The organism is Microbispora sp. ATCC PTA-5024 (genome assembly GCF_000511135.2).
Lineage (GTDB): Bacteria > Actinomycetota > Actinomycetes > Streptosporangiales > Streptosporangiaceae > Microbispora > Microbispora corallina.
Window position 1 is genome coordinate 630465 of record NZ_KI866522.1, and the last position, 17962, is coordinate 648426.

Consider the following 17962-nt stretch of genomic DNA (forward strand, 5'->3'; position numbering starts at 1 on the left):
GGGACGTCCTTGCGCCCGGCCTGGCGAGCCGCCTCGACCCGGGCCTTCCACTTCTCGTTGCCGAGCAGCCAGTCGAACGACTCGGTCTGCAGGGCGAGAAGGTCGGGAACTTCGAGCGGCTCCTGGATGCGAGAGAAGGAGACGCGATAGGGACCGGCGGGTACGGCGGAGGCGTTGCGCGAGGCTGCCAACAGATGTCCTTCCGAGGGCTCACGGACTGACTACACGCACGCTGGACGACATCACAGCCGATTGAGAGGAGCGGGACGCCGAGGCACACGTGGAAGGGCAGCATAAACCAAAACGCAGACGAGTTCCACTGATATCTCTATCGTCAACCTCAATCCCGTAAGCAGGATCGCACGCCCTCACGGAAACCGTCAAGTCACACGCGACAGTCCCGTTCGCTTCACTGGGGCCGGCGTCATCCCTTGCCCGCCCGGGGTCCGCGTCTCCCCGCACACTGATTTGCCGTTCCGGCAACGACTTTTGTCACCGTCGCCCCGGACCGCGCATCATCTCCGGCGTGAAGGCGAACGGAGGCATCCCATGACCGTGCGGAAAACGGAGCGGTACGACGTGGTGGTCGTCGGCGGCGGCGCGGCCGGGCTGAGCGGCGCGCTGACCCTGGCCCGGGCCCGGCGGTCGGTGCTCGTGATCGACGCGGGCCGGCCGCGCAACGCCCCCGCGGCCCAGGTGCACACCTACCTCGGGCGCGAGGGGACGCCGCCCCTCGACCTGCTCGCCACGGGCCGCTCCGAGGTGGCCGCGTACGGCGGCCGGGTCGCCGAGGGCGAGGTGGTGACGGCCGGACGCGACGACGACGGCTTCCTGCTGGGGCTGGGCGACGGCTCCGCCGTCCGGGCCCGCCGGCTGCTCGTGGCCACCGGCCTGACCGACGAGCTCCCGGACGTGCCCGGCCTGGCGGGGCGCTGGGGCCGGGAGGTGCTGCACTGCCCGTACTGCCACGGCTGGGAGGTCCGCGACCTGCCGATCGGCGTGCTGGGCACCGGCCCCTGGGCCGTGCACCAGGCCCTGCTGTGGCGGCAGTGGAGCGCGGACCTGACGCTCTTCCTGCACACCGCGCCCGCGCTCGACGACGACCAGGCCGAACGGCTGGCCGCCCGCGGCGTCACGGTGGTGGAGGGCCGGGTGGCGGGCCTGGAGGTCACGGACGACCGGCTCACCGGCGTACGGCTCGCGGACGGCCGCACGGTCCCCCGCCGTGCCCTCGCGGTCACCTCCCGCCTGACCGCCCGCGCCGCGATCCTCGAGACGCTCGGCCTGAAGCCGGTCGAGCACGAGATGGCCGGTCACGTCATCGGCACCCACATCGCCGCCGGCCCGACGGGCGCGACCGAGATCCCCGGGGTGTGGGTGGCGGGCAACGTCACCGGCCTCCTCGACCAGGTCGTGGCCGCCGCGGCCGCCGGAGTGCGCGCCGGCGCCGCCGTCAACGCGGACCTGATCGAGGAGGAGACCGCCCAGGCGGTCGCCGCCCGCCGCGCCCGGGCCGCGGACGCCACCACCTGAGACCGACGCCCTCGCCGGGGAACGGCTGCCCATTCGCCCTCTCCTTGCCCGAAGAATGGGTAGATATCGGACAGTCATGAGGGCCGTTGGATCGAAACGGCTCATGCGTCGGCTAGAGTCGTACGTGGTCGATGTGGTTTGTGTCCCCCGGGCCGCAATTACCGCCTTCACGGAATACCGTTCGGCTGGAGCCGTGTTGTGCATCTCGCCGAGGAGGCGACCGCCACATCGGCCTTTATCGTGGGCGCCCCGCGAGGCCACCTGGTCTCGCGGGGCGCTTCGCTTTCCGCCCCTGACGTAGCCCCGCACCCCTCGCCGCCGTACGTCACTTGGCGTAGCCGTACAGAAAAACGGGGGCCGAGTTGCACGGGGCGCACACCCAGCGCGGGGGCGGGGCGTCCTAGGGTGTCCCCATCGCCCTGTGAAGGAGAGCCCGTGCTTTACCGCGCCGCGAAGATCATCAGCGTCCCCCTCATGCACGCGGTCTGGCGGCCGAGGGTTGAGGGCCGCGAGAACGTCCCGGCGCGGGGACCGGCCATCCTGGCCTCCAACCACCTGTCCGTGCTCGACTCGTTCTTCCTGCCCGCGCTGCTGCCGCGCACGGTGCGGTTCGTGGCCAAGAACGAGTACTTCACCGGCAACCGGCTGACGGCCATGTGGATGCGGTCCACCGGGACCGTCGCCATCGACCGGCAGAACGTGACGGCCGCCCAGGCCATGCTCGACGCGGCGGTGGGCGTGCTCAGGGCGGGTGAGCTGTTCGGCATCTACCCGGAGGGCACCCGCTCCCCCGACGGCCGGCTGTACCGCGGCAAGATCGGCGTGGCGTGGCTGGCGCTGACGACGGGGGCGCCGGTCGTCCCGGTGGCCATGCTCGGCACCGAGAAGGTGCTGCCGCCCGGGACGTCCGTCCCCCGGATCCACCGGATCGGCGTGCGGATCGGGGAGCCGATCACGTTCACCGGCGACCCCGGGAACGCTCGCGACCGCCGGCGGGTCACCGACGAGGTGATGGAGGCCATCGCCAAGCTGTCCGGCCAGGAGTACGTGCCGAGGTACGCCACCAGCGTCAAGTCGGAGGCCTGACCGCGCGCGCCCGTCGTCCACAGGCGCCCGCCGGGCGCGTGTGGGAGGAGGCCCGGCCGCGCTAGGCTCGGGACGACTCGGACACAGGGGGTGGCAGGTGCCGCGGGGACGCACTGTGGCGATCGCATCCGCCGTCGCGGTTCTGGTGGCGGCCGGCGCGGCCGGAGGGGCCTACTACGTGCTGCACACGCGGGGCACGCCGGCCGAGACCGCGCAGCGCTTCACCGCCGCGTGGACGCGCGGCGACCTGGCGGCGATGAAGGCGCAGCTCGCCTCCCCCGCCTCCGGCTTCGACGCGGCCTACGCCGAGCTGACGAAGAACCTCGGCGCGACCGGCGTGGCGGTGAGCGGCCTCCAGGTGAGCGCCCCGGCGAACGACAGGGCCACGGCCGGGTTCACGGTCACCGCCGCGCTCAAGAACGTCGGCGACTGGACCTACCAGGGCCGCCTGAACCTGGTGGTCAAGGACCACTACTGGAAGGTCGACTGGTCGCCCGCCGCGGTGCACCCCGCCCTCGACGGCACCGGCCACCTCGCCCTCAAGACGACGTGGCCCCAGCGGGCCGTCATCACCGACGCGAACGGCGACCGCATCGACGGGACCGACGTCGGCGGCTCGGTGCAGCAGCTGGTCGGCTACCTGGACAAGGCGACCCCCAAGGACGTCAAGAAGCTGGGCGCGGCCTACCGCCTGAAGGATCCCGTGGGCCGCGGCGGCCTGCAGGAGACGTTCCAGAAGCAGCTCGCCGGCACCCCCACCACCGAGATTCAGCTGGTCGGCGGCCAGGCCAAGACCCTCCACACCATCGAGGGGAAGCCGGGCGAGGACCTCAAGACCACCCTCGACCTGCGGGTTCAGACGGCCGCGGCCGACTCCGTGCGCGACCTCGACAAGCCCGCCTCGCTCGTCGCGATCCGGCCCTCCTCAGGGGAGATCCTCGCCGTCGTCAACAACAAGGGCGGCTTCAACCGCGCCCTCGACGGCCGCTACCCGCCGGGCTCGACGTTCAAGACCGTCACCGCGGCCGGGCTGCTGGCCGCGGGGCTCACGCCGTCCTCCGACGTGTCCTGCCCGAAGACGGTCAAGGTGGGCGGACTCGACATCCGCAACTCCGACCACGAGGCGTTCGGCTCGCTGTCGTTCCTCGACTCCTACGCCCACTCGTGCAACACGACGTTCGCGCCGCTCGCCGCCGAGAAGCTGAACGCGCAGAAGCTGTACGACATGGCGACCGACCTCGGGTTCAACCGGCCGCTGAACATCGGGGTCCCGGCCACCAGCGGGAGCATGCCGAAGGCGACCAGCGTCGCCGAGCTGGCCGCCGAGTCGTTCGGGCAGGCCCGGATCCTCGCGACGCCGCTGGTGATGGCGACGGTGGCCGCCGCGGTCGCCGACGGCAGCTGGCGGCCGCCCACGCTCGTGCCGTCCCTCAAGCAGAAGGCGTCGCCGCAGCAACTGCCCGACGGGGTGGCCGACCAGCTCCGGTCGATGATGCGCGCCGTCGTCACCAAGGGCACGGCCCACGCCGCCGGGCTCCCGTCGGGCACCGCCGGGAAGACCGGGACGGCGGAGTTCGGGGTGGGCGACAAGCTCGACACCCACGCGTGGTTCATCGGCTTCCGCGGCGACCTGGCCTTCGCCGTCATCGTGGAGGCCGGCGGCATGGGCGGCGAGGTGGCCGCGCCGGTCGCGGCCCACTTCCTCAAGTCGCTCCCCCAGATGTGACGGCCCGTGCATCCGATGAACCGGGCGCCGTTCACCACGGGGAGGCGTCGCCCAGGGTCAGGGCCCGGGATCAGGCCGGACGGCCGGTGAGGAGGGCGCGGAAGCGGGCCGCGCCCTCCCGTTCCAGCCAGGTCCCGAACGTCATCAGGCCGGGGTGGAGCGCCCGCAGGGCCGGGATGTCGGCCCGCCAGCCGCCGAACGACTCGACCCGTTCGAGATCGTCGGTGTTCATGCCCAACTGGGCGAGCGTCTCCTTCGGGACGGGGCCGGTCTCCAGCCGGCGGCCGACGGCGCGGGCGATCGCGTCGACCAGCTCGGCCCGGGTGAGCTCGTCCCCGGCGAGCTCGAACGCCTGCCCGGCGTAGCGGTCCGGGTCGGCGAAGGCGAGCCCCGCGAACGCCCCGATGTCGGTGACGGCGATCAGCTGCACCCGCGCGCCCGCCGGGATGATCCTGATCAGCGCCTTGTCCGCGAACACCCCGAACTCCGGCGACGCGTGGTTCTCCATGAACATCACCGGCCGCAGCACGGTAGCCCGCAGCCCCAGCCCCCGGATGTGCCGTTCGATCTCCCATTTGGTCTCCCAGTGGCTGACCCCGGTGTCGCGGTCGGCGCCGCCGACGGACGTGTACACGATGTGCCCGGCACCGGCGGCGTGCGCGGCGTCGGCCACGTTCACCCCCATCCGCACCTCGTCCTCGAGGAAGTGCGGGGCCTGCCGCGACGGCTGAACGCTGAAGACGCCGTACGCGCCCGCCATCGCGGCGTCGAGCGAGGCGCGGTCGAGCATGTCCCCGGCGACGGGCTCCGCGCCGGCCTCGGCCAGCGCGCGGGCCGCGGGCGCGGAGGGGTCGCGGACCAGGGCCCGCACCCGCCATCCGTCGGCCAGGAGCCGCCGCGCCGCGGCGCCGCCCTGGTTGCCCGTCGCGCCCGTCACGAGGATCGTCCGCTCTGATCTCGGCATGCCGTTCTCCCATCGGATAGCGTGATTACCGGAGCGATGCTCCGATAGTAGGCGGAGCACTGCTCCGGATGTCAAGACGGCGGGAGGGCCGAGTGAGCGAGGCGATGCGCGCGGACGCGCGGCGCAACTACGACATGCTGCTGGGAGTCGCGCGGCAGGCGTTCGCCGAACAGGGCACCGACGCCTCACTCCGGGACGTGGCGCGCCGAGCGGGGGTGGGCATCGGCACGCTCTACCGCCACTTCCCCACGCGGGAGGCGCTGCTCGAAGCGCTCCTGCGCAGCGGCTTCGACGGGCTGCGCGCGAAGGCCGACGATCTGCTGGAGTCGCCCTCGCCCAAAAACGCCCTGGCGGAGTGGCTCCTGGCGTTCGCCCTGGGCTCGGGCACCTACCGGGGGCTGCCGGAGTCGGTCATGGGCGCGCTCGCCGACGACACCTCGCGGCTGCACTCGTCCTGCGAGGCCATGCGGCACGCCGGCGGCCGGTTGCTGGCCCGGGCGCAGGAGACGGGCGCCGTACGGGACGACCTCACGACCGGGGAGATGCTCTCGCTCGCCGCCGGCGTCTCCTGGGCGGCCGGGCAGTCCCGGGCGCGCACCGAGGACCGGGAGGCGTTCGTGGCCCGCCTCCTGGAGGTCACGATGGAGGGCCTGGCGCCCTCCGGAGGGTGAGCGGCTACATCGGGAAGGCGGCGGCGTCGTGCCGCAGGGCCATGACCAGGAGGGTGGCGATCAGCGTCGCGATCAGCAGCCAGCTCACCGCGATGATCACGGTGGACCTGCGCGGCCAGCGCTGCCCGCCCCGGTCGGCCGCCCGGCGCCGCCCGCGCCTCCCGCGCTCGACACGCTGGTTGAACGACTGGAGGCGGGCGGCGAGCCTCGGGTCCTCATCGCTGAGGTGGCGCTCGATCATCGCCAGCATCCGCTCTTCGTCCTGCGACCAGGCCATTGCGCAACTCCACAGAACGCAAGGTGTGTGCGGACGTTCTGCCCAACGATGAAGATCGTTAGCCGTTTCGAGGGCCGCGATTTGCGATCGTTTCACGTTGCGATCACGCTCGAATATTTGTTCTAATGGCGGCATGCGCTGGGACAACCTGCGCCTCGCGGGGGACGGTACGGGCGACCAGGCCCTACCGCTGTTCGCGCGCGGCGCGATCACGAGGACGTTCGACACCCCGGAGTTCCGGGGGATCACGTTCTACGAGATCCACGCGCGTTCGATCATCAACCGGGTCCCGGGCGCCAGCCGGGTGCCGTTCGAGTGGACGATCAACCCCTACCGGGGGTGCAGCCACGCCTGCGTGTACTGCTTCGCCCGCAAGACCCACGAGTACCTCGACCTCGACGCGGGCCGCGACTTCGACTCCAAGATCGTGGTGAAGGTCAACGCGCCCGACCTCGTCCGCCGCGAGCTCGCCGCGCCCAAATGGACGGGCGCACCGATCGCGATGGGCACCAACGTCGACTGCTACCAGCGGGCCGAGGGGCGTTACCGGCTGATGCCGGGCATCATCGCCGCGCTGCGCGACGCGGCCAACCCGTTCTCGATCCTGACCAAGGGCTCGCTCATCCTGCGCGACCTCGACCTGCTCGTGGAGGCGTCCCAGGTCACCGAGGTCAGCACGGCCGTCTCGGCCGGCTTCCTCGACGACGACGCCTGGCGGGCGGTCGAGCCGGGCACGCCAAACCCGCGCAAGCGGCTGGAGGTCTGCGCGACGCTCAACGAGCACGGCGTCCGGTGCGGCGTGCTGATGGCCCCGATCCTGCCCTACCTGACCGACTCGCCCGCCCTGCTGTCCGCGACGGTACGGCGGATCGCCGAGGCGGGGGCCGTCCACGTCACGCCCATCGTGCTGCACCTGCGCCCGGGGGCCCGGGAGTGGTTCATGGCCTGGCTGTCCCGCGAGCATCCGCGGCTCGTCCCCCGCTATCTGGAGCTGTACGGCAGGGGCGCCTACGCCCCCAAGGCGTACCAGGAGCGGATCGGCCGCCAGGTCGCGGAGCTCGCCCGGCAGCACGGGGTGGGCCGGGCCACTCCTCGGGAGGCCCGCCGGATCCGCCCCACCGCCACGCCCCAACGCCCATCCGGGCAGTGGCCCCAGCCCGGATCCGTCCCCCCGCTCGAGCCCGCATCGGCGCGGGGGCCGGACGAGCACACGCCCGATCAGAGGTACGCCCACCGGCCCGGCCGCACGGCCGCCGAGACGCGCCGCCCTCCCACCCCGGAGCAGCTCACGCTTCTGTGAGCCCGGGAGAACGCCGAAACCGGGGGATGCCGGGAGCGACGGCACCGGGCCGGATACGATCCCGCGGCGTGGAAGAGTTCGTCCGCGCCCATACGAGGCTCGCGCCGGCGCCGTACGTGCCGGAGATCCGCCTCCACCTGGCCGTCCCGTCGGGCGGTTCGTCCTCCGGCGCCGGGCCCGGGCACGCCGGCCCGGACGACGAGCTGTACGAGATCTGGGAGCGGGCCGGGAGCCTGCCCTTCTGGGCCTACGCGTGGGCCGGCGGGCAGGCGCTCGCCCGGCACGTGCTCGACCATCCCGAGACGGTGCGCGGCCGGACCGTCCTCGACCTCGCCACCGGCTCCGGCCTGGTGGCGATCGCGGCGGCCGTGGCAGGGGCGGCCGAGGTGGTCGCGAACGACGTGGACCCGCACGCGCTGGCCGCCGCCGCGCTGAACGCCGAGGCCAACGGCGTGCGGATCCGGCCGGTCGCGGGCGACGTCCTCGATGGAACGCCGGAGGAGGACGTGGTGCTGGCCGGCGACGTCTACTACGAGAGGGCGCTCGCCGAGCGGGTGACGCCGTTCCTGGCCAGGGCCCGGGGGACGGTCCTGGTGGGGGTTCCCGACCGCGCCTGCACCTACCTCCCGGCCGGTCTCTTCACCGAGGTCGCCGTGCACGCCGTCCCCGCCGCGCTGGAGGACACCCCCACCAAGCGCACCTCCATATACCGATTTATCGGCTCATTGTGAGCTAGATCACATCAACAACCGGCCCCGTTGGCACGTCGCAGGGAAGGGGGATCGACATCGACGCGAACGGGGCATGACATTGTCGTTACTACGGCGTACCGCGGCACGCACACTCCTTCGGATGCTGGAGGCACGCGACCGCCGGCGCGCGGGGACCGCGCCGCCGCCGGACGACCACGAGGTGCGCATCCTGCTCCTGCACGCCAACGGGATGGGCGGCACCATCAGGACCGTCTTCAACCTGGCCGGGTACCTCGCGCGTACGCACGACGTGGAGATCGTGAGCGTCGTCCGGGAGCGCGAGGAGCCGTTCTTCCCGGTGCCGCCGGGCGTGCGGATCCGGTACCTGGACGACCGCCTCCCCCGGCGCAGGGGCCTGCTGTCGCGTTTCCCGAGCCTGCTGGTGCCGAAGGACGAGGCGGCCTTCCACTGGTTCACGCTCCGGACCGATCTCAAGCTGGTGCGCTACATCCGCTCGCGCCGCGGCGGCGTGCTCATCGGCACCCGTCCGGGCCTGAACCTCATCGCCGCCCGGTTCGCGCCTCCCGAGGTCGTCACGGTCGCGCAGGAGCACGGCAACCTGGCCGGGCACCAGCCGGGGGTGCGGAGCCAGATCATGCGCCGGTACGGCCGGCTGGACGCCCACGTCACGCTGACGGAGACCGACCTGCGGGCGTACGAGCGGGCCTACCGGAAGGCGGGCAGGGGCACGCCGCGGGTGCTCGCCCGGATCCCGAACGCCGTGACCCGGCTCGGCGGCGGCGTCTCCCCGCTGACGGCCACGACCGCGGTGACGGTGGGCCGGCTGACCCACGTCAAGGGCTACGACCTGCTGATCCGCGCGTGGGCGCACGTGGCCGAGCGGCATCCTGACTGGACCCTGCGCATCTACGGCGGCGGGCCGCGCCGGGAGAAGCTGCAGGCGTCCATCGACAAGCGGGGGCTCACGGACGCGGTCGTGCTGGAGGGCCCGGCGGCCGACGTCGGCGGGGCGCTGGCGGCGGCCTCGATGTTCGTGCTCAGCTCTCGCCGTGAGGGCATGCCCATGGTCGTCCTGGAGGCGATGAGCAAGGGCCTGCCGGTGGTCAGCTACGACTGCCCGACCGGGCCGTCCGAACTGATCACCCACGGCCTCGACGGCCTCCTCGTGAAGCCGGAGAAGATCCACGCCCTGGCCGACGCGATCTGCTCGGTGATCGAGGACGAGGACCTGCGGCGCAAGCTCGGGCGGCGCGCCCAGGAGACCGCGGCGGGCTACGACATCGAGGTCATCGGGGCCCGCTGGGAGTCACTCCTCGACCGCCTGGTGCGTGCCCGCCTCGACGGCGGCGCCGTACCGCCGCCGGACGAGTCGGGCGGAGCCGCTGACGGGGCTGCCGACGGAACGGCGAAGGCCGAGCGGCCGGTGAGGGGCGTGACGCCGGACACGAGCGGGGCCGACACCGCGACACGCGAGGGCGACGCCGGCGGCGTCCGTCGGGCGCGTGCGGTCGCCGTTCCCTTCGGAGGCCTGGCCCGGAGGTGAGTCCGTGCGACGGGCCTGTATTTGTCGGTGGCCCGCCCTACTGTGGAGGCGGTTGAGGTCCTCGACGAGGAGGTTTCCATGACGACCCTGCCCGATCGGCCGAACACGGCGTTGCTCGTCATCGACGTCCAGAACGGGGTCGTGAACGGCTCGCACAACCGCGACAGTGTGATCGCGAACATCGACAGGCTGATCGCCAAGGCGCGCGCCGAGGACGTTCCCGTGATCTGGGTGCAGCACTCCGACGACAATCTGAAGCGGGGCAGCGAGAGCTGGGCGTACGTGCCTGAGCTCGTCCGCCGCGAGTCCGAGCCCCTCGTCCACAAGAGCTACGGCGACTCCTTCGAGGACACCGAGCTGGAGGTGCTGCTCGCCGACCGTGCGGTGGGCCGGATCGTCGTCACCGGCGCCCAGACCGACGAGTGCATCCGGGCGACCCTCCACGGGGGTTTCGTCCGGGGGTACGACGTGACGCTGGTCGGCGACGCGCACATGACGGAGGACCTCAGCCCGTACGGCGCGCCCACCCCCGACAAGGTGATCGCGCACACCAACCTCTACTGGCAGTACCACCGGGCACCCGGCCGCCGAGCCGGCACCGTGAGCACGGACGAGGTGAGCTTCACCACGGACGCCGGCTGAGCCGTCGCGGCCCGGAGCTCGGCCGTCCGTCCGCGCGGGCCGGAGCTCGGCCGTCCGGGCGCGCGGGCCGGAGCTCGGCCGTCCGGGCGGACCGGAGCTCGGCCGTCCGGCCCGCGCGGGCGTTCGATCGACGGCGCCCTGCCCCTCGCGGCGCAGGCACGGCCCGTAGGGCCCGTGTTCGGGAGGCGCGGCCCGGGGACCGTCCTGTGGATCTGTCAGGCCCAGTGGTTCTAACCTGGGGCGATGTCGGTTGGCGGTACTGCGGCGTATGCCGACCTCGCGGGGTTACCTCCAGTGGTCAGGCGTGCGGTCCACGCAGCCCGGCAGGCGGGTTTCGCCCCTTCCTGCCGGCCTGAGCAGGGGCGCCTGCTGTATGCGCTGGCGGCAGGGGCCGACATGATCGGGGAGACCGGCACCGGGTGCGGGGTCGGCCTGGCATGGCTGGCCGCAGGCGCCCGGCCCGGGGCCCGGCTGGTCAGCGTCGAACGGGATGCACATCGGGCGTCCCTGGCCGCCCAGGTCTTCCTCGATCATCCGCAGGTCTCGGTGCTCTGCGGCGACTGGCGGGAGATCTATCGGGACGGGCCGTACGACCTGCTCGTGCTCGACGGTGGCGGCCAGGGCAAGAGCGGTGAGCAGCCGGCGGATCCGCACCGGCTGCTCAGACCGGGAGGCACGCTGGTCATCGACGACCTGACCCCGGCCCGGCACTGGCCGCCACGGTTCGGCGGCGCCGTCGACCAGGCGCGGATGCACTGGCTCGACCACCCCGGGCTGGATGCTGCCGAACTTCGGCTCGCCCCGGATCTGGCCGCGCTCGTGGCCACCCGCCGTTTCGGCGAGACGTCCGGCACACCGGATCACTGAACCGCATAGCCCGGCCAGATCCTGATCGAGGCGACCTCGACGGCACCGCAGCTCCGTCCGCACTGCCGGTGCGGGCAGCCGCCGCCGTCGAGGATCCCCGGGACCGTCGAGGAACCGCGGGATCGTCGAGGACCCACGGGCCGGTCCCTACGAGAGCGGGCGGACCTGCACGGCACGGATGAACCAGTCGAACGCCGGCGCCAGGCTCTGCGGGGGCCGCCAGCCGTTGACCACCGCGAGCAGCCGGAGGTACAGCTCCCGGCGGGGGTCGTTCACGGTCTGCGCCCAGGCGAGCAGGTCGCGGCGGAGATCCGGGTCGTCGGGGCGGTCCAGGGCGCGCGCGTACGAGGCGGTCACGGCCGCGACGACCGGTGCGGCCTCGGGCGACGCCGGGTCGACACCGGCCGCGAGAGCAGGTTCGACGAGGTCGCGCACCGTCGCCGCGGCGTCCCTGCGCGGAACCCCGCCCCCGCCACGCCTGGCTCCGCTGGGCTCCCCCATGGCGTCTGCGGCACGCTCGCCCACACCGCTACGGTCCACGCCACGCTCGCCGACACCGCTACGGCCCACGCCACGCCCGGCTCCGCTGGGCTTCCCCATGGCCTCTGCGGCACGCTCGCCCACACCGCTACGGCCCACGCCACGCTCGCCTATGGCGTCTCCGCCTTCGGGCCCGCCCTGCGCGGCACGCTGGCCCACACCGCGCCCGTCCGCCGCACATGCGCCGAGGGCGTCGTCGCCGCCGGGCCGTGCGTCGATGGGGCGCCGGCCTTCGGGGTGTCCGCTCGCGGCGCGCTCGGCGGCGTGGTGTTCGGCGAGGCGGCGCATCACGGCGCGGAACTGCGGATCGCGGGTGAGCTCGGCCAGCCGCACCCACGCCTCGACCTGCTCGGCCGCGGGATGGTCGGGCAGCTCGGGCGTCATCGAGCGCCGCGCGCCCAGGAACCCGTGGTCGGTGTCCAGCTCGCCGAAGGCGGCGTCCAGGAAGTCCCCGACCAGACGCAGCCGTTCGTCCGCGGAGAGCGTGGCAAGGTCGCGCATGAGATCCATCTCCTCAGGTGTGGACCCGTGCCTGGCCACCGCCAGCAGGACCGCGCGCCGCAGGAGCAGCGTCCGGATCTGCACCGCCAGCGCCTCGGCGTGCGACGCCGCGACCTCGGTCAGGGTCGCCTCCCGGTCCACGACCCGGCGGATCGTGGGGAGGTCCAGCCCGAGGTCCCGCAGTGTGCGCACGAGGTCGAGGCGGGCGGCGGCGTCGATGTCGTAGAGGCGGTGGCCGGCCGGGCTGCGGACGGTCGGCGGCACGATCCCCGTGTCCGCATAGAACCTGATGGCCTTGACCGACAGGCCGGTCCGCCTGGCCAGATCCCCGATCGAGTAGAGCGTGTCGCCGTCCATGCGGGCCACTCTCGCGCCTCCCCCTACTGGAGGCGCAAGCCGGGGGTCAGGCCTCACCGAGGAGCCGCCGGGCGAGCGCCCGGACCTCGCCGCGCAACTCGCCGGGCCGCACGATCGTGAACGGCCAGCCGAGGCCGGCCAGCATGCGGGCCATGCCGTCGAGCCGTTCGGCCCGGGCGACCACCCGGACCTCCCCGTCGCTCCCGCTCAGCGTGGCGACCGACGGCGGGATGCGCCGGCGCGCCTCGGCCAGCGTGGTCTCCAGCACCACCTCGACCTCGTACCGGTACGGCACGCCGGCGAGGGACTCCAGGACGTGTCCCACCGGGTCGAACCCGTCCGGCTCGGGGAACTCCTCGCCGGTCGGCACGGCGCCCGACACCCGGTCGACCCGGAACGTGCGCACCTCGCCGCTGCGGTGGTCGTGCCCGGTCAGGTACCAGCGGCCCGAGTGGAAGACCAGGCCGTACGGGTCGACCGGCCGCTCGCTGGCCTCTCCCCGGAACGACCGGTACGCCAGGCGCACCCGCACCCGGCGGCGGGCGGCGTCGGCCAGCGTGAGCAGCGTGCCGGCGGTCGCCGGGGCCGGCACGGCCGCCCGCGCGGTGAGCGCGAGCGTCTCCTCGACCGCGCGCACCCGTTCCCGCAGGGACGCGGGCAGCACCCGCTGGATCTTCGCGAGCGCGCTCTCCGTGGCCGCCTCCCCCACCGACATGCCCGTACGGCGGCCCGCCAGCAGGCCGAGGACCACGGCCGTCGCCTCGTCGTCGGTCAGCATGAGCGGCGGCAGCCGGTACCCCGGCATCAGGCGGTATCCGCCGTACCGTCCCCGCTCAGCCTCCACCGGCACGCCGAGGTCCGTCAGGCGCACGGCGTAGCGGCGGACGGTCCGCTCGTCCACCTCGAGCCGGGCGGCGAGCTCGGGCCCCGTCAGCCCCGGCCGGGCCTGGAGCAGCTCCAGGAACGCCAGGACGCGATTCGTCGACATATCAGGACCGATTCTGCCCGGATTCGGTCCTACGGTCGATCCATGACGACATACGTACTGGTCCCCGGATTCTGGCTCGGCGCGTGGGCGTGGAGAGGCGTGACGGAGCGCCTGCGCGCCGACGGGCACGAGGTCCACCCGCTGACGCTCACCGGCCTGGCCGACCGCGCGCACCTGCTGTCCCCCGGCCTCACCATCGACACCCACATCGCGGACATCACCGGCCTGCTGGTGTACGAGGACCTGCGTGACGTCGTGCTCGTGGGGCACAGCGGCGCGGCGGCGGCCGTCACCGGCGCCGCCGACCGGACGGCCGGCCGCGTCGCCCGCGTCGTGTACGTCGAGAGCGGGCCGGTCCCCGACGGCATGGCCCAGGCCGACCTGTCCGGCCGCGAGCGCATCGAGAAGCAGGCGGCCGACGGCCTCGGGTACCCCTTCCCCACCTGGGACGAACTGGAGGAGTCGGGCGCGAGTCTCGCGGGCCTCGGGGAGGCCGAACGCGCGCTGATGACGCACCGGGCAACCGACCAGCCGCTCGGCCCGATCACCACGCCGCTGCGGCTGTCGGGAGCCGTCGAGACGCTGCCGAAGACCCTGGTCAGCTGCTCGTACCCGCTCGACCAGGTCAGGGCGCTCATCGCGCAGGGCCACCCGTTCTTCGCGGCCCTCGGCGGCCCGGAGTGGGACCTGCGGGAGCTGCCGACCGGCCACTGGCCGATGCTCTCCCGTCCAGCTGATCTGGGTGCTCTGCTCTCCATGATCGCCTGACAACCGAGTTCCTTTACAATGTAGATCACATGGGATATTTGTCCTGGCCGACTGCGGATTGATCGATCTACTGGCCAGGCCCGCGTCTTCCTAGCGTTGGGCCCGTGGATGACATCGCCGTGTCACTGGAATCGGTGACCAAGACCTTCGGCCCCGTGCGTGCCGTCGACGACCTCACGCTCGCCATCCCCCGCGGGCAGACGGTCGCCCTGCTCGGCCCCAACGGGGCCGGCAAGTCGACCACCATCGGCGTCCTGCTCGGGCTCGTCCCGCCCGACTCGGGCCGTGTGTCCCTGTTCGGCGCCGGCCCCGACCAGGCCGTACGCCGCGGCAGGGTCGGCGCCATGCCCCAGGAGGGCGGGCTCATCCCCCGCGTCACCGTACGGGAACTGGTCTCGTTCGTAGCCGGGACCTACGCCGCGCCGCCGCCCGTCGACCAGACCCTGGAGCTTGCCCGGATCTCCGATCTGGCCGGTCGGCGCGTCGACAAGCTGTCCGGCGGCCAGGGCCAGCGCGTCCGCTTCGCGATGGCCCTGGCCGGCGGCCCCGACCTCGTCGTCCTCGACGAGCCGACGGCCGCCCTGGACGTCGAGGCCAGGCGTGAGTTCTGGCAGAGCATGCGCGGGCTGGCGAGCCGGGGGACGACCATCCTGTTCTCCACCCACTACCTGGAGGAGGCCGACGAGCAGGCCGACCGCGTCGTGGTCGTCGACCGCGGACGGGTCGTGGCCGACGGCAGCAGCGCCGAGATCAAGCGGGTCGTCGCCCTGACGACCGTCAGCGTCACCGCCCAGGGCGAGGTCCAGTGGCTCGCCGCGCTGCCCGGCGTCCGTCACCTGGAGGTCAGGGGCGAGCGCGTGCACCTGCGCAGCGGCGACCCGGACGCCACCGTCATGGCCCTCGCCGAGGCGGGAGCCGTACGGGACCTGGAAGTGACCCCGGCCGACCTGGAGGACGCCTTCATGGCGTTGACGAGCAAGGAGACCGTGTGATGCTGGGCTACATCCGGCTGGAGCTGATCCGGACGATGCGCGACGGCGGCTACATCATCTTCGGCGTCGCCACGCCGGTGGTCATGTACCTCGTCTTCACCAACCTCGGGCTCGCCGGCGGCGACAAGCACCACGCCGCGATCTTCGTGATGGTGAGCATGGCCGCGTACGGCGCGCTGGGCTGCGCGTTCAACAACGGCAGCGGCATCGCCGAGGACCGGGAGGCGGGCTGGCTGCGCCAGCTGCGACTGACCCCGCTCACCTCCCTCCAGGTGGTCGCCGGCAAGGTCGTGACCGGCGTCGCCGGCGTCGTGCCGAGCATCGTGGCCGTCCTGCTCACCGGGGCGCTGGTCAACCACGTCACGCTGAGCGCCGGGCAGTGGCTGTCGATCGTCGGCCTGCTGTGGGGGGGCACCGTGCCCTTCTCGCTGCTCGGGCTGGGGAACGGCTACCGCCTCACCGGCCAGACGGCCGGGATGGCCAACATCGCGACGATGCTCACCCTGGCCATCGTCGGCGGCCTGTGGGTGCCGGTGGACGGCTTCCCCACCTGGCTGCGGCGCATCGCGGAGTGGACCCCGTCCAACAGCTACGCCTCGCTGTCCTGGCACGTCGCCTTCGGCCAGACGCCGGCGGTCCGGGAGGTCGCCGTCCTCGCCGGTTGGCTGGCCGTCTTCGGCGCCTACGCCCTGTACGGCTACCGCCGCGCCGGCCGCACGGCCTGACGGCTGTGCAATCATCGAGCGCGATGAGCACGGATCGGCAGCACTGGCTCAACCCGCTCCACGAAGGAGAGCGCGGGCCCGACGCCAAGGGCATGTTCATGTGGGTCACCCTCGCCGGCGGCGCCGTGTGGGACGTGTGGCAGGGCCGGTCCCACCCGCTGTGGGTGGCCTGGCCCGCCGTGATCGCCTCCGCGACGCTCTACCTCGGGGTGATCCACCAGGCGTTCGCGAACCGGCGGCGGGCGGAGCGGCTGTTCCTCCCCGCGCTGGCCGTCGTCTGCCTGTCGGGGGCCGCCGCCTTCGGGGACAACTGGCTCTACCTGCTGCCGATGCTGTCCATCGCGATCGGCACCACCGTACGGCACCGGGGGTTCCCGGTCTTCACCCTCGGCGTCTGCGTGGCGGCGGCCCTCATCGTCACCGCGCGCGGCGGCGGGATCGGCGACGCGCTGCTCCTGTGCTGGGGGATCTTCACGGCCGGGATCATCCCGGCGATCATCATCCGGCTGTGGGAGGCCATCCGGGAGCTCCAGCGCACCCGCGAGGAGCTCGCCCGGGCGGCCGTGACCGAGGAGCGGCTGCGGTTCTCCCGCGACCTGCACGACCTGCTCGGCCACACGCTGTCGGTCATGGTCGTGAAGGCGGAGGTGGTCCGCCGGCTCGCCGCCGCGGACCCGGGGACGGCCGCGCGGCAGGCCGCGGACATCGAGGAGATCGGCCGCCGGGCCCTCACGGAGGTCCGCACCGCCGTCACCGGCTACCGGGGCCGCGGCCTGGCGGCCGAGCTGGAGACGGCCCGCACGGTGCTCGGCGACGCGGGGCTGCGGGCCGTCATCCGCGCCCCCGTCGTACGGCTCGCGCCGGAGACCGACGCGCTGCTCGGCTGGGCCGTACGGGAGGGCGTGACGAACGTGATCCGGCACAGCGGGGCCGGGTCCTGCGAGATCAACCTGCGGGACGGCGACGGGCTGGTGCTGGAGATCCGCGACGACGGCGGCCCGGCCGCGCCGTCCCGGAGCGGCCGGGGCAACGGGCTGACCGGGCTGCGCGAACGGGTGGCGGCAGTCGGCGGCTCGATGGAGGCGGGGCCGCTCCCCCGGCGGGGCTTCCTGCTCCGGGTGGTCGTGCCGGACGACGAGGAGGGGCGGGCGTGATCCGGGTGCTGCTGGCGGAGGACCAGGGCATGATGCGCGGCGCCCTCGCCCTGCTGCTGGGCCTGGAGGACGACATCGAGGTCGTCGCGCAGGTCGCCTCCGGCGACGAGGTCGTGCCGGCCGCGCTCGACGCCCGGCCCGACGTCGCGCTGCTCGACATCGAGATGCCCGGCCGCAACGGGCTCGACGCCGCGGCGGAGCTGCGCCGGCGGGTGCCGTCGTGCCGGGTGCTGATCCTCACCACGTTCGGCAGGCCCGGCTACCTGCGCCGGGCGATGGAGGCGGGGGCCGACGGCTTCCTGGTGAAGGACGGGCCGGTGGAGGAGCTGGCCGGCGCGATCCGCCGGGTCCTGCGGGGCGAGCGGGTCATCGACCCCGCCCTCGCCGCGGCGGCGCTCGGCACCGGGCCGAGCCCGCTCACCGACCGGGAGCGGGACGTGCTCGCCGCCGCCGCGGACGGCTCGACGATCGCCGACATCGCGGCCCGCCTCCACCTGTCGGAGAGCACGGTGCGCAACTACCTGTCGTCGTCCATCGGCAAGACCGGCACGCGCAACCGCATCGAGGCGGCCCGCCTGGCCCGCCACAACGGCTGGCTCTGACCGGCCGGAGTCG

The 17962-nt window shown here is 73.3% G+C and carries 19 protein-coding genes; 14 read left to right on the forward strand and 5 right to left on the reverse strand.

Annotated elements, in window-relative coordinates; genetic code table 11:
- Positions 1–191: hypothetical protein (locus MPTA5024_RS02875; RefSeq protein WP_036319448.1), on the reverse strand; the 191-nt coding region annotated here is incomplete at its 3' end.
- A 358-nt stretch (positions 192–549) separates the two neighbouring features.
- Here MPTA5024_RS02875 and MPTA5024_RS02880 point away from each other — a divergent pair.
- From MPTA5024_RS02880 to MPTA5024_RS02890, 3 genes are all read left to right on the forward strand, one after another.
- A complete protein-coding gene (locus MPTA5024_RS02880) occupies positions 550–1533 on the forward strand; it encodes an NAD(P)/FAD-dependent oxidoreductase (protein WP_036319450.1) in 984 nt (327 codons plus the stop codon).
- A gap of 435 nt (positions 1534–1968) precedes the next feature.
- Entirely contained in the window at positions 1969–2619 is a 651-nt protein-coding gene (locus MPTA5024_RS02885; RefSeq protein ID WP_036319453.1) for a lysophospholipid acyltransferase family protein, read from the forward strand.
- A gap of 115 nt (positions 2620–2734) precedes the next feature.
- The gene (locus tag MPTA5024_RS02890) at positions 2735–4345 is read left to right on the forward strand and encodes a penicillin-binding transpeptidase domain-containing protein (protein WP_232326140.1); all 1611 of its coding nucleotides are present in this window, start codon (positions 2735–2737) and stop codon (positions 4343–4345) included.
- A gap of 70 nt (positions 4346–4415) precedes the next feature.
- Here the strand turns inward: MPTA5024_RS02890 and MPTA5024_RS02895 are convergent, their stop codons facing one another.
- The gene (locus MPTA5024_RS02895; protein WP_036319458.1) at positions 4416–5309 is read right to left on the reverse strand and encodes an NmrA/HSCARG family protein; all 894 of its coding nucleotides are present in this window, start codon (positions 5307–5309) and stop codon (positions 4416–4418) included.
- 92 nt (positions 5310–5401) lie between these two features.
- Between MPTA5024_RS02895 and MPTA5024_RS02900 the strand changes: the two genes are divergently transcribed.
- On the forward strand, positions 5402–5980 hold the full coding sequence (locus MPTA5024_RS02900) for a TetR/AcrR family transcriptional regulator (RefSeq protein ID WP_036319475.1): 579 nt from the start codon (positions 5402–5404) through the stop codon (positions 5978–5980).
- 4 nt (positions 5981–5984) lie between these two features.
- On the opposite strand, the gene MPTA5024_RS02905 is transcribed toward MPTA5024_RS02900, so the two are convergent.
- Positions 5985–6257: a DUF3040 domain-containing protein gene (locus tag MPTA5024_RS02905; protein WP_036319478.1), complete on the reverse strand. Its 273-nt coding sequence runs from the start codon at positions 6255–6257 to the stop codon at positions 5985–5987.
- Between the two features lie 133 nt (positions 6258–6390).
- Between MPTA5024_RS02905 and MPTA5024_RS02910 the strand changes: the two genes are divergently transcribed.
- The 5 genes from MPTA5024_RS02910 to MPTA5024_RS02930 all read left to right on the forward strand — a co-directional run bounded on the left by MPTA5024_RS02910 (position 6391) and on the right by MPTA5024_RS02930 (position 11322).
- Complete coding sequence (locus MPTA5024_RS02910; RefSeq protein ID WP_084369391.1) at positions 6391–7557, forward strand: Rv2578c family radical SAM protein; 1167 nt, start codon at positions 6391–6393, stop codon at positions 7555–7557.
- A 68-nt stretch (positions 7558–7625) separates the two neighbouring features.
- Positions 7626–8288: a class I SAM-dependent methyltransferase gene (locus MPTA5024_RS02915; protein WP_198166923.1), complete on the forward strand. Its 663-nt coding sequence runs from the start codon at positions 7626–7628 to the stop codon at positions 8286–8288.
- 121 nt (positions 8289–8409) lie between these two features.
- Positions 8410–9813: a glycosyltransferase family 4 protein gene (locus MPTA5024_RS02920; protein WP_063794608.1), complete on the forward strand. Its 1404-nt coding sequence runs from the start codon at positions 8410–8412 to the stop codon at positions 9811–9813.
- Between the two features lie 78 nt (positions 9814–9891).
- Positions 9892–10455 carry a cysteine hydrolase family protein gene (locus MPTA5024_RS02925; RefSeq protein WP_036319526.1) on the forward strand — a complete coding sequence of 188 codons (564 nt, stop codon included), beginning with the start codon at positions 9892–9894 and terminating at the stop codon, positions 10453–10455.
- Positions 10456–10851: 396 nt separating this feature from the next.
- Complete coding sequence (locus MPTA5024_RS02930) at positions 10852–11322, forward strand: O-methyltransferase (protein WP_198166924.1); 471 nt, start codon at positions 10852–10854, stop codon at positions 11320–11322.
- A 147-nt stretch (positions 11323–11469) separates the two neighbouring features.
- Here the strand turns inward: MPTA5024_RS02930 and MPTA5024_RS43195 are convergent, their stop codons facing one another.
- Entirely contained in the window at positions 11470–12720 is a 1251-nt protein-coding gene (locus MPTA5024_RS43195) for a MerR family transcriptional regulator (protein ID WP_232326142.1), read from the reverse strand.
- 46 nt (positions 12721–12766) lie between these two features.
- Positions 12767–13708 (reverse strand): helix-turn-helix transcriptional regulator, encoded by a 942-nt coding sequence (locus MPTA5024_RS02940; protein ID WP_036319605.1) that lies wholly within the window; start codon positions 13706–13708, stop codon positions 12767–12769.
- A gap of 42 nt (positions 13709–13750) precedes the next feature.
- Here MPTA5024_RS02940 and MPTA5024_RS02945 point away from each other — a divergent pair, with 42 nt between their 5' ends.
- The 5 genes from MPTA5024_RS02945 to MPTA5024_RS02965 all read left to right on the forward strand — a co-directional run bounded on the left by MPTA5024_RS02945 (position 13751) and on the right by MPTA5024_RS02965 (position 17949).
- The gene (locus MPTA5024_RS02945) at positions 13751–14476 is read left to right on the forward strand and encodes an alpha/beta fold hydrolase (RefSeq protein ID WP_036319607.1); all 726 of its coding nucleotides are present in this window, start codon (positions 13751–13753) and stop codon (positions 14474–14476) included.
- A gap of 104 nt (positions 14477–14580) precedes the next feature.
- Positions 14581–15468, forward strand: coding sequence for an ABC transporter ATP-binding protein (locus tag MPTA5024_RS02950; protein ID WP_084369393.1), 888 nt, complete (start codon positions 14581–14583; stop codon positions 15466–15468).
- A complete protein-coding gene (locus tag MPTA5024_RS02955) occupies positions 15468–16193 on the forward strand; it encodes an ABC transporter permease (RefSeq protein ID WP_036322924.1) in 726 nt (241 codons plus the stop codon). The genes MPTA5024_RS02950 and MPTA5024_RS02955 overlap by 1 nt, the downstream gene beginning before the upstream one ends.
- 23 nt (positions 16194–16216) lie before the next feature.
- Positions 16217–17347, forward strand: coding sequence for a sensor histidine kinase (locus MPTA5024_RS02960; RefSeq protein WP_051457642.1), 1131 nt, complete (start codon positions 16217–16219; stop codon positions 17345–17347).
- Positions 17344–17949: a response regulator transcription factor gene (locus MPTA5024_RS02965; protein ID WP_036319611.1), complete on the forward strand. Its 606-nt coding sequence runs from the start codon at positions 17344–17346 to the stop codon at positions 17947–17949. The genes MPTA5024_RS02960 and MPTA5024_RS02965 overlap by 4 nt, the downstream gene beginning before the upstream one ends.
- Positions 17950–17962: the final 13 nt, after the last annotated feature.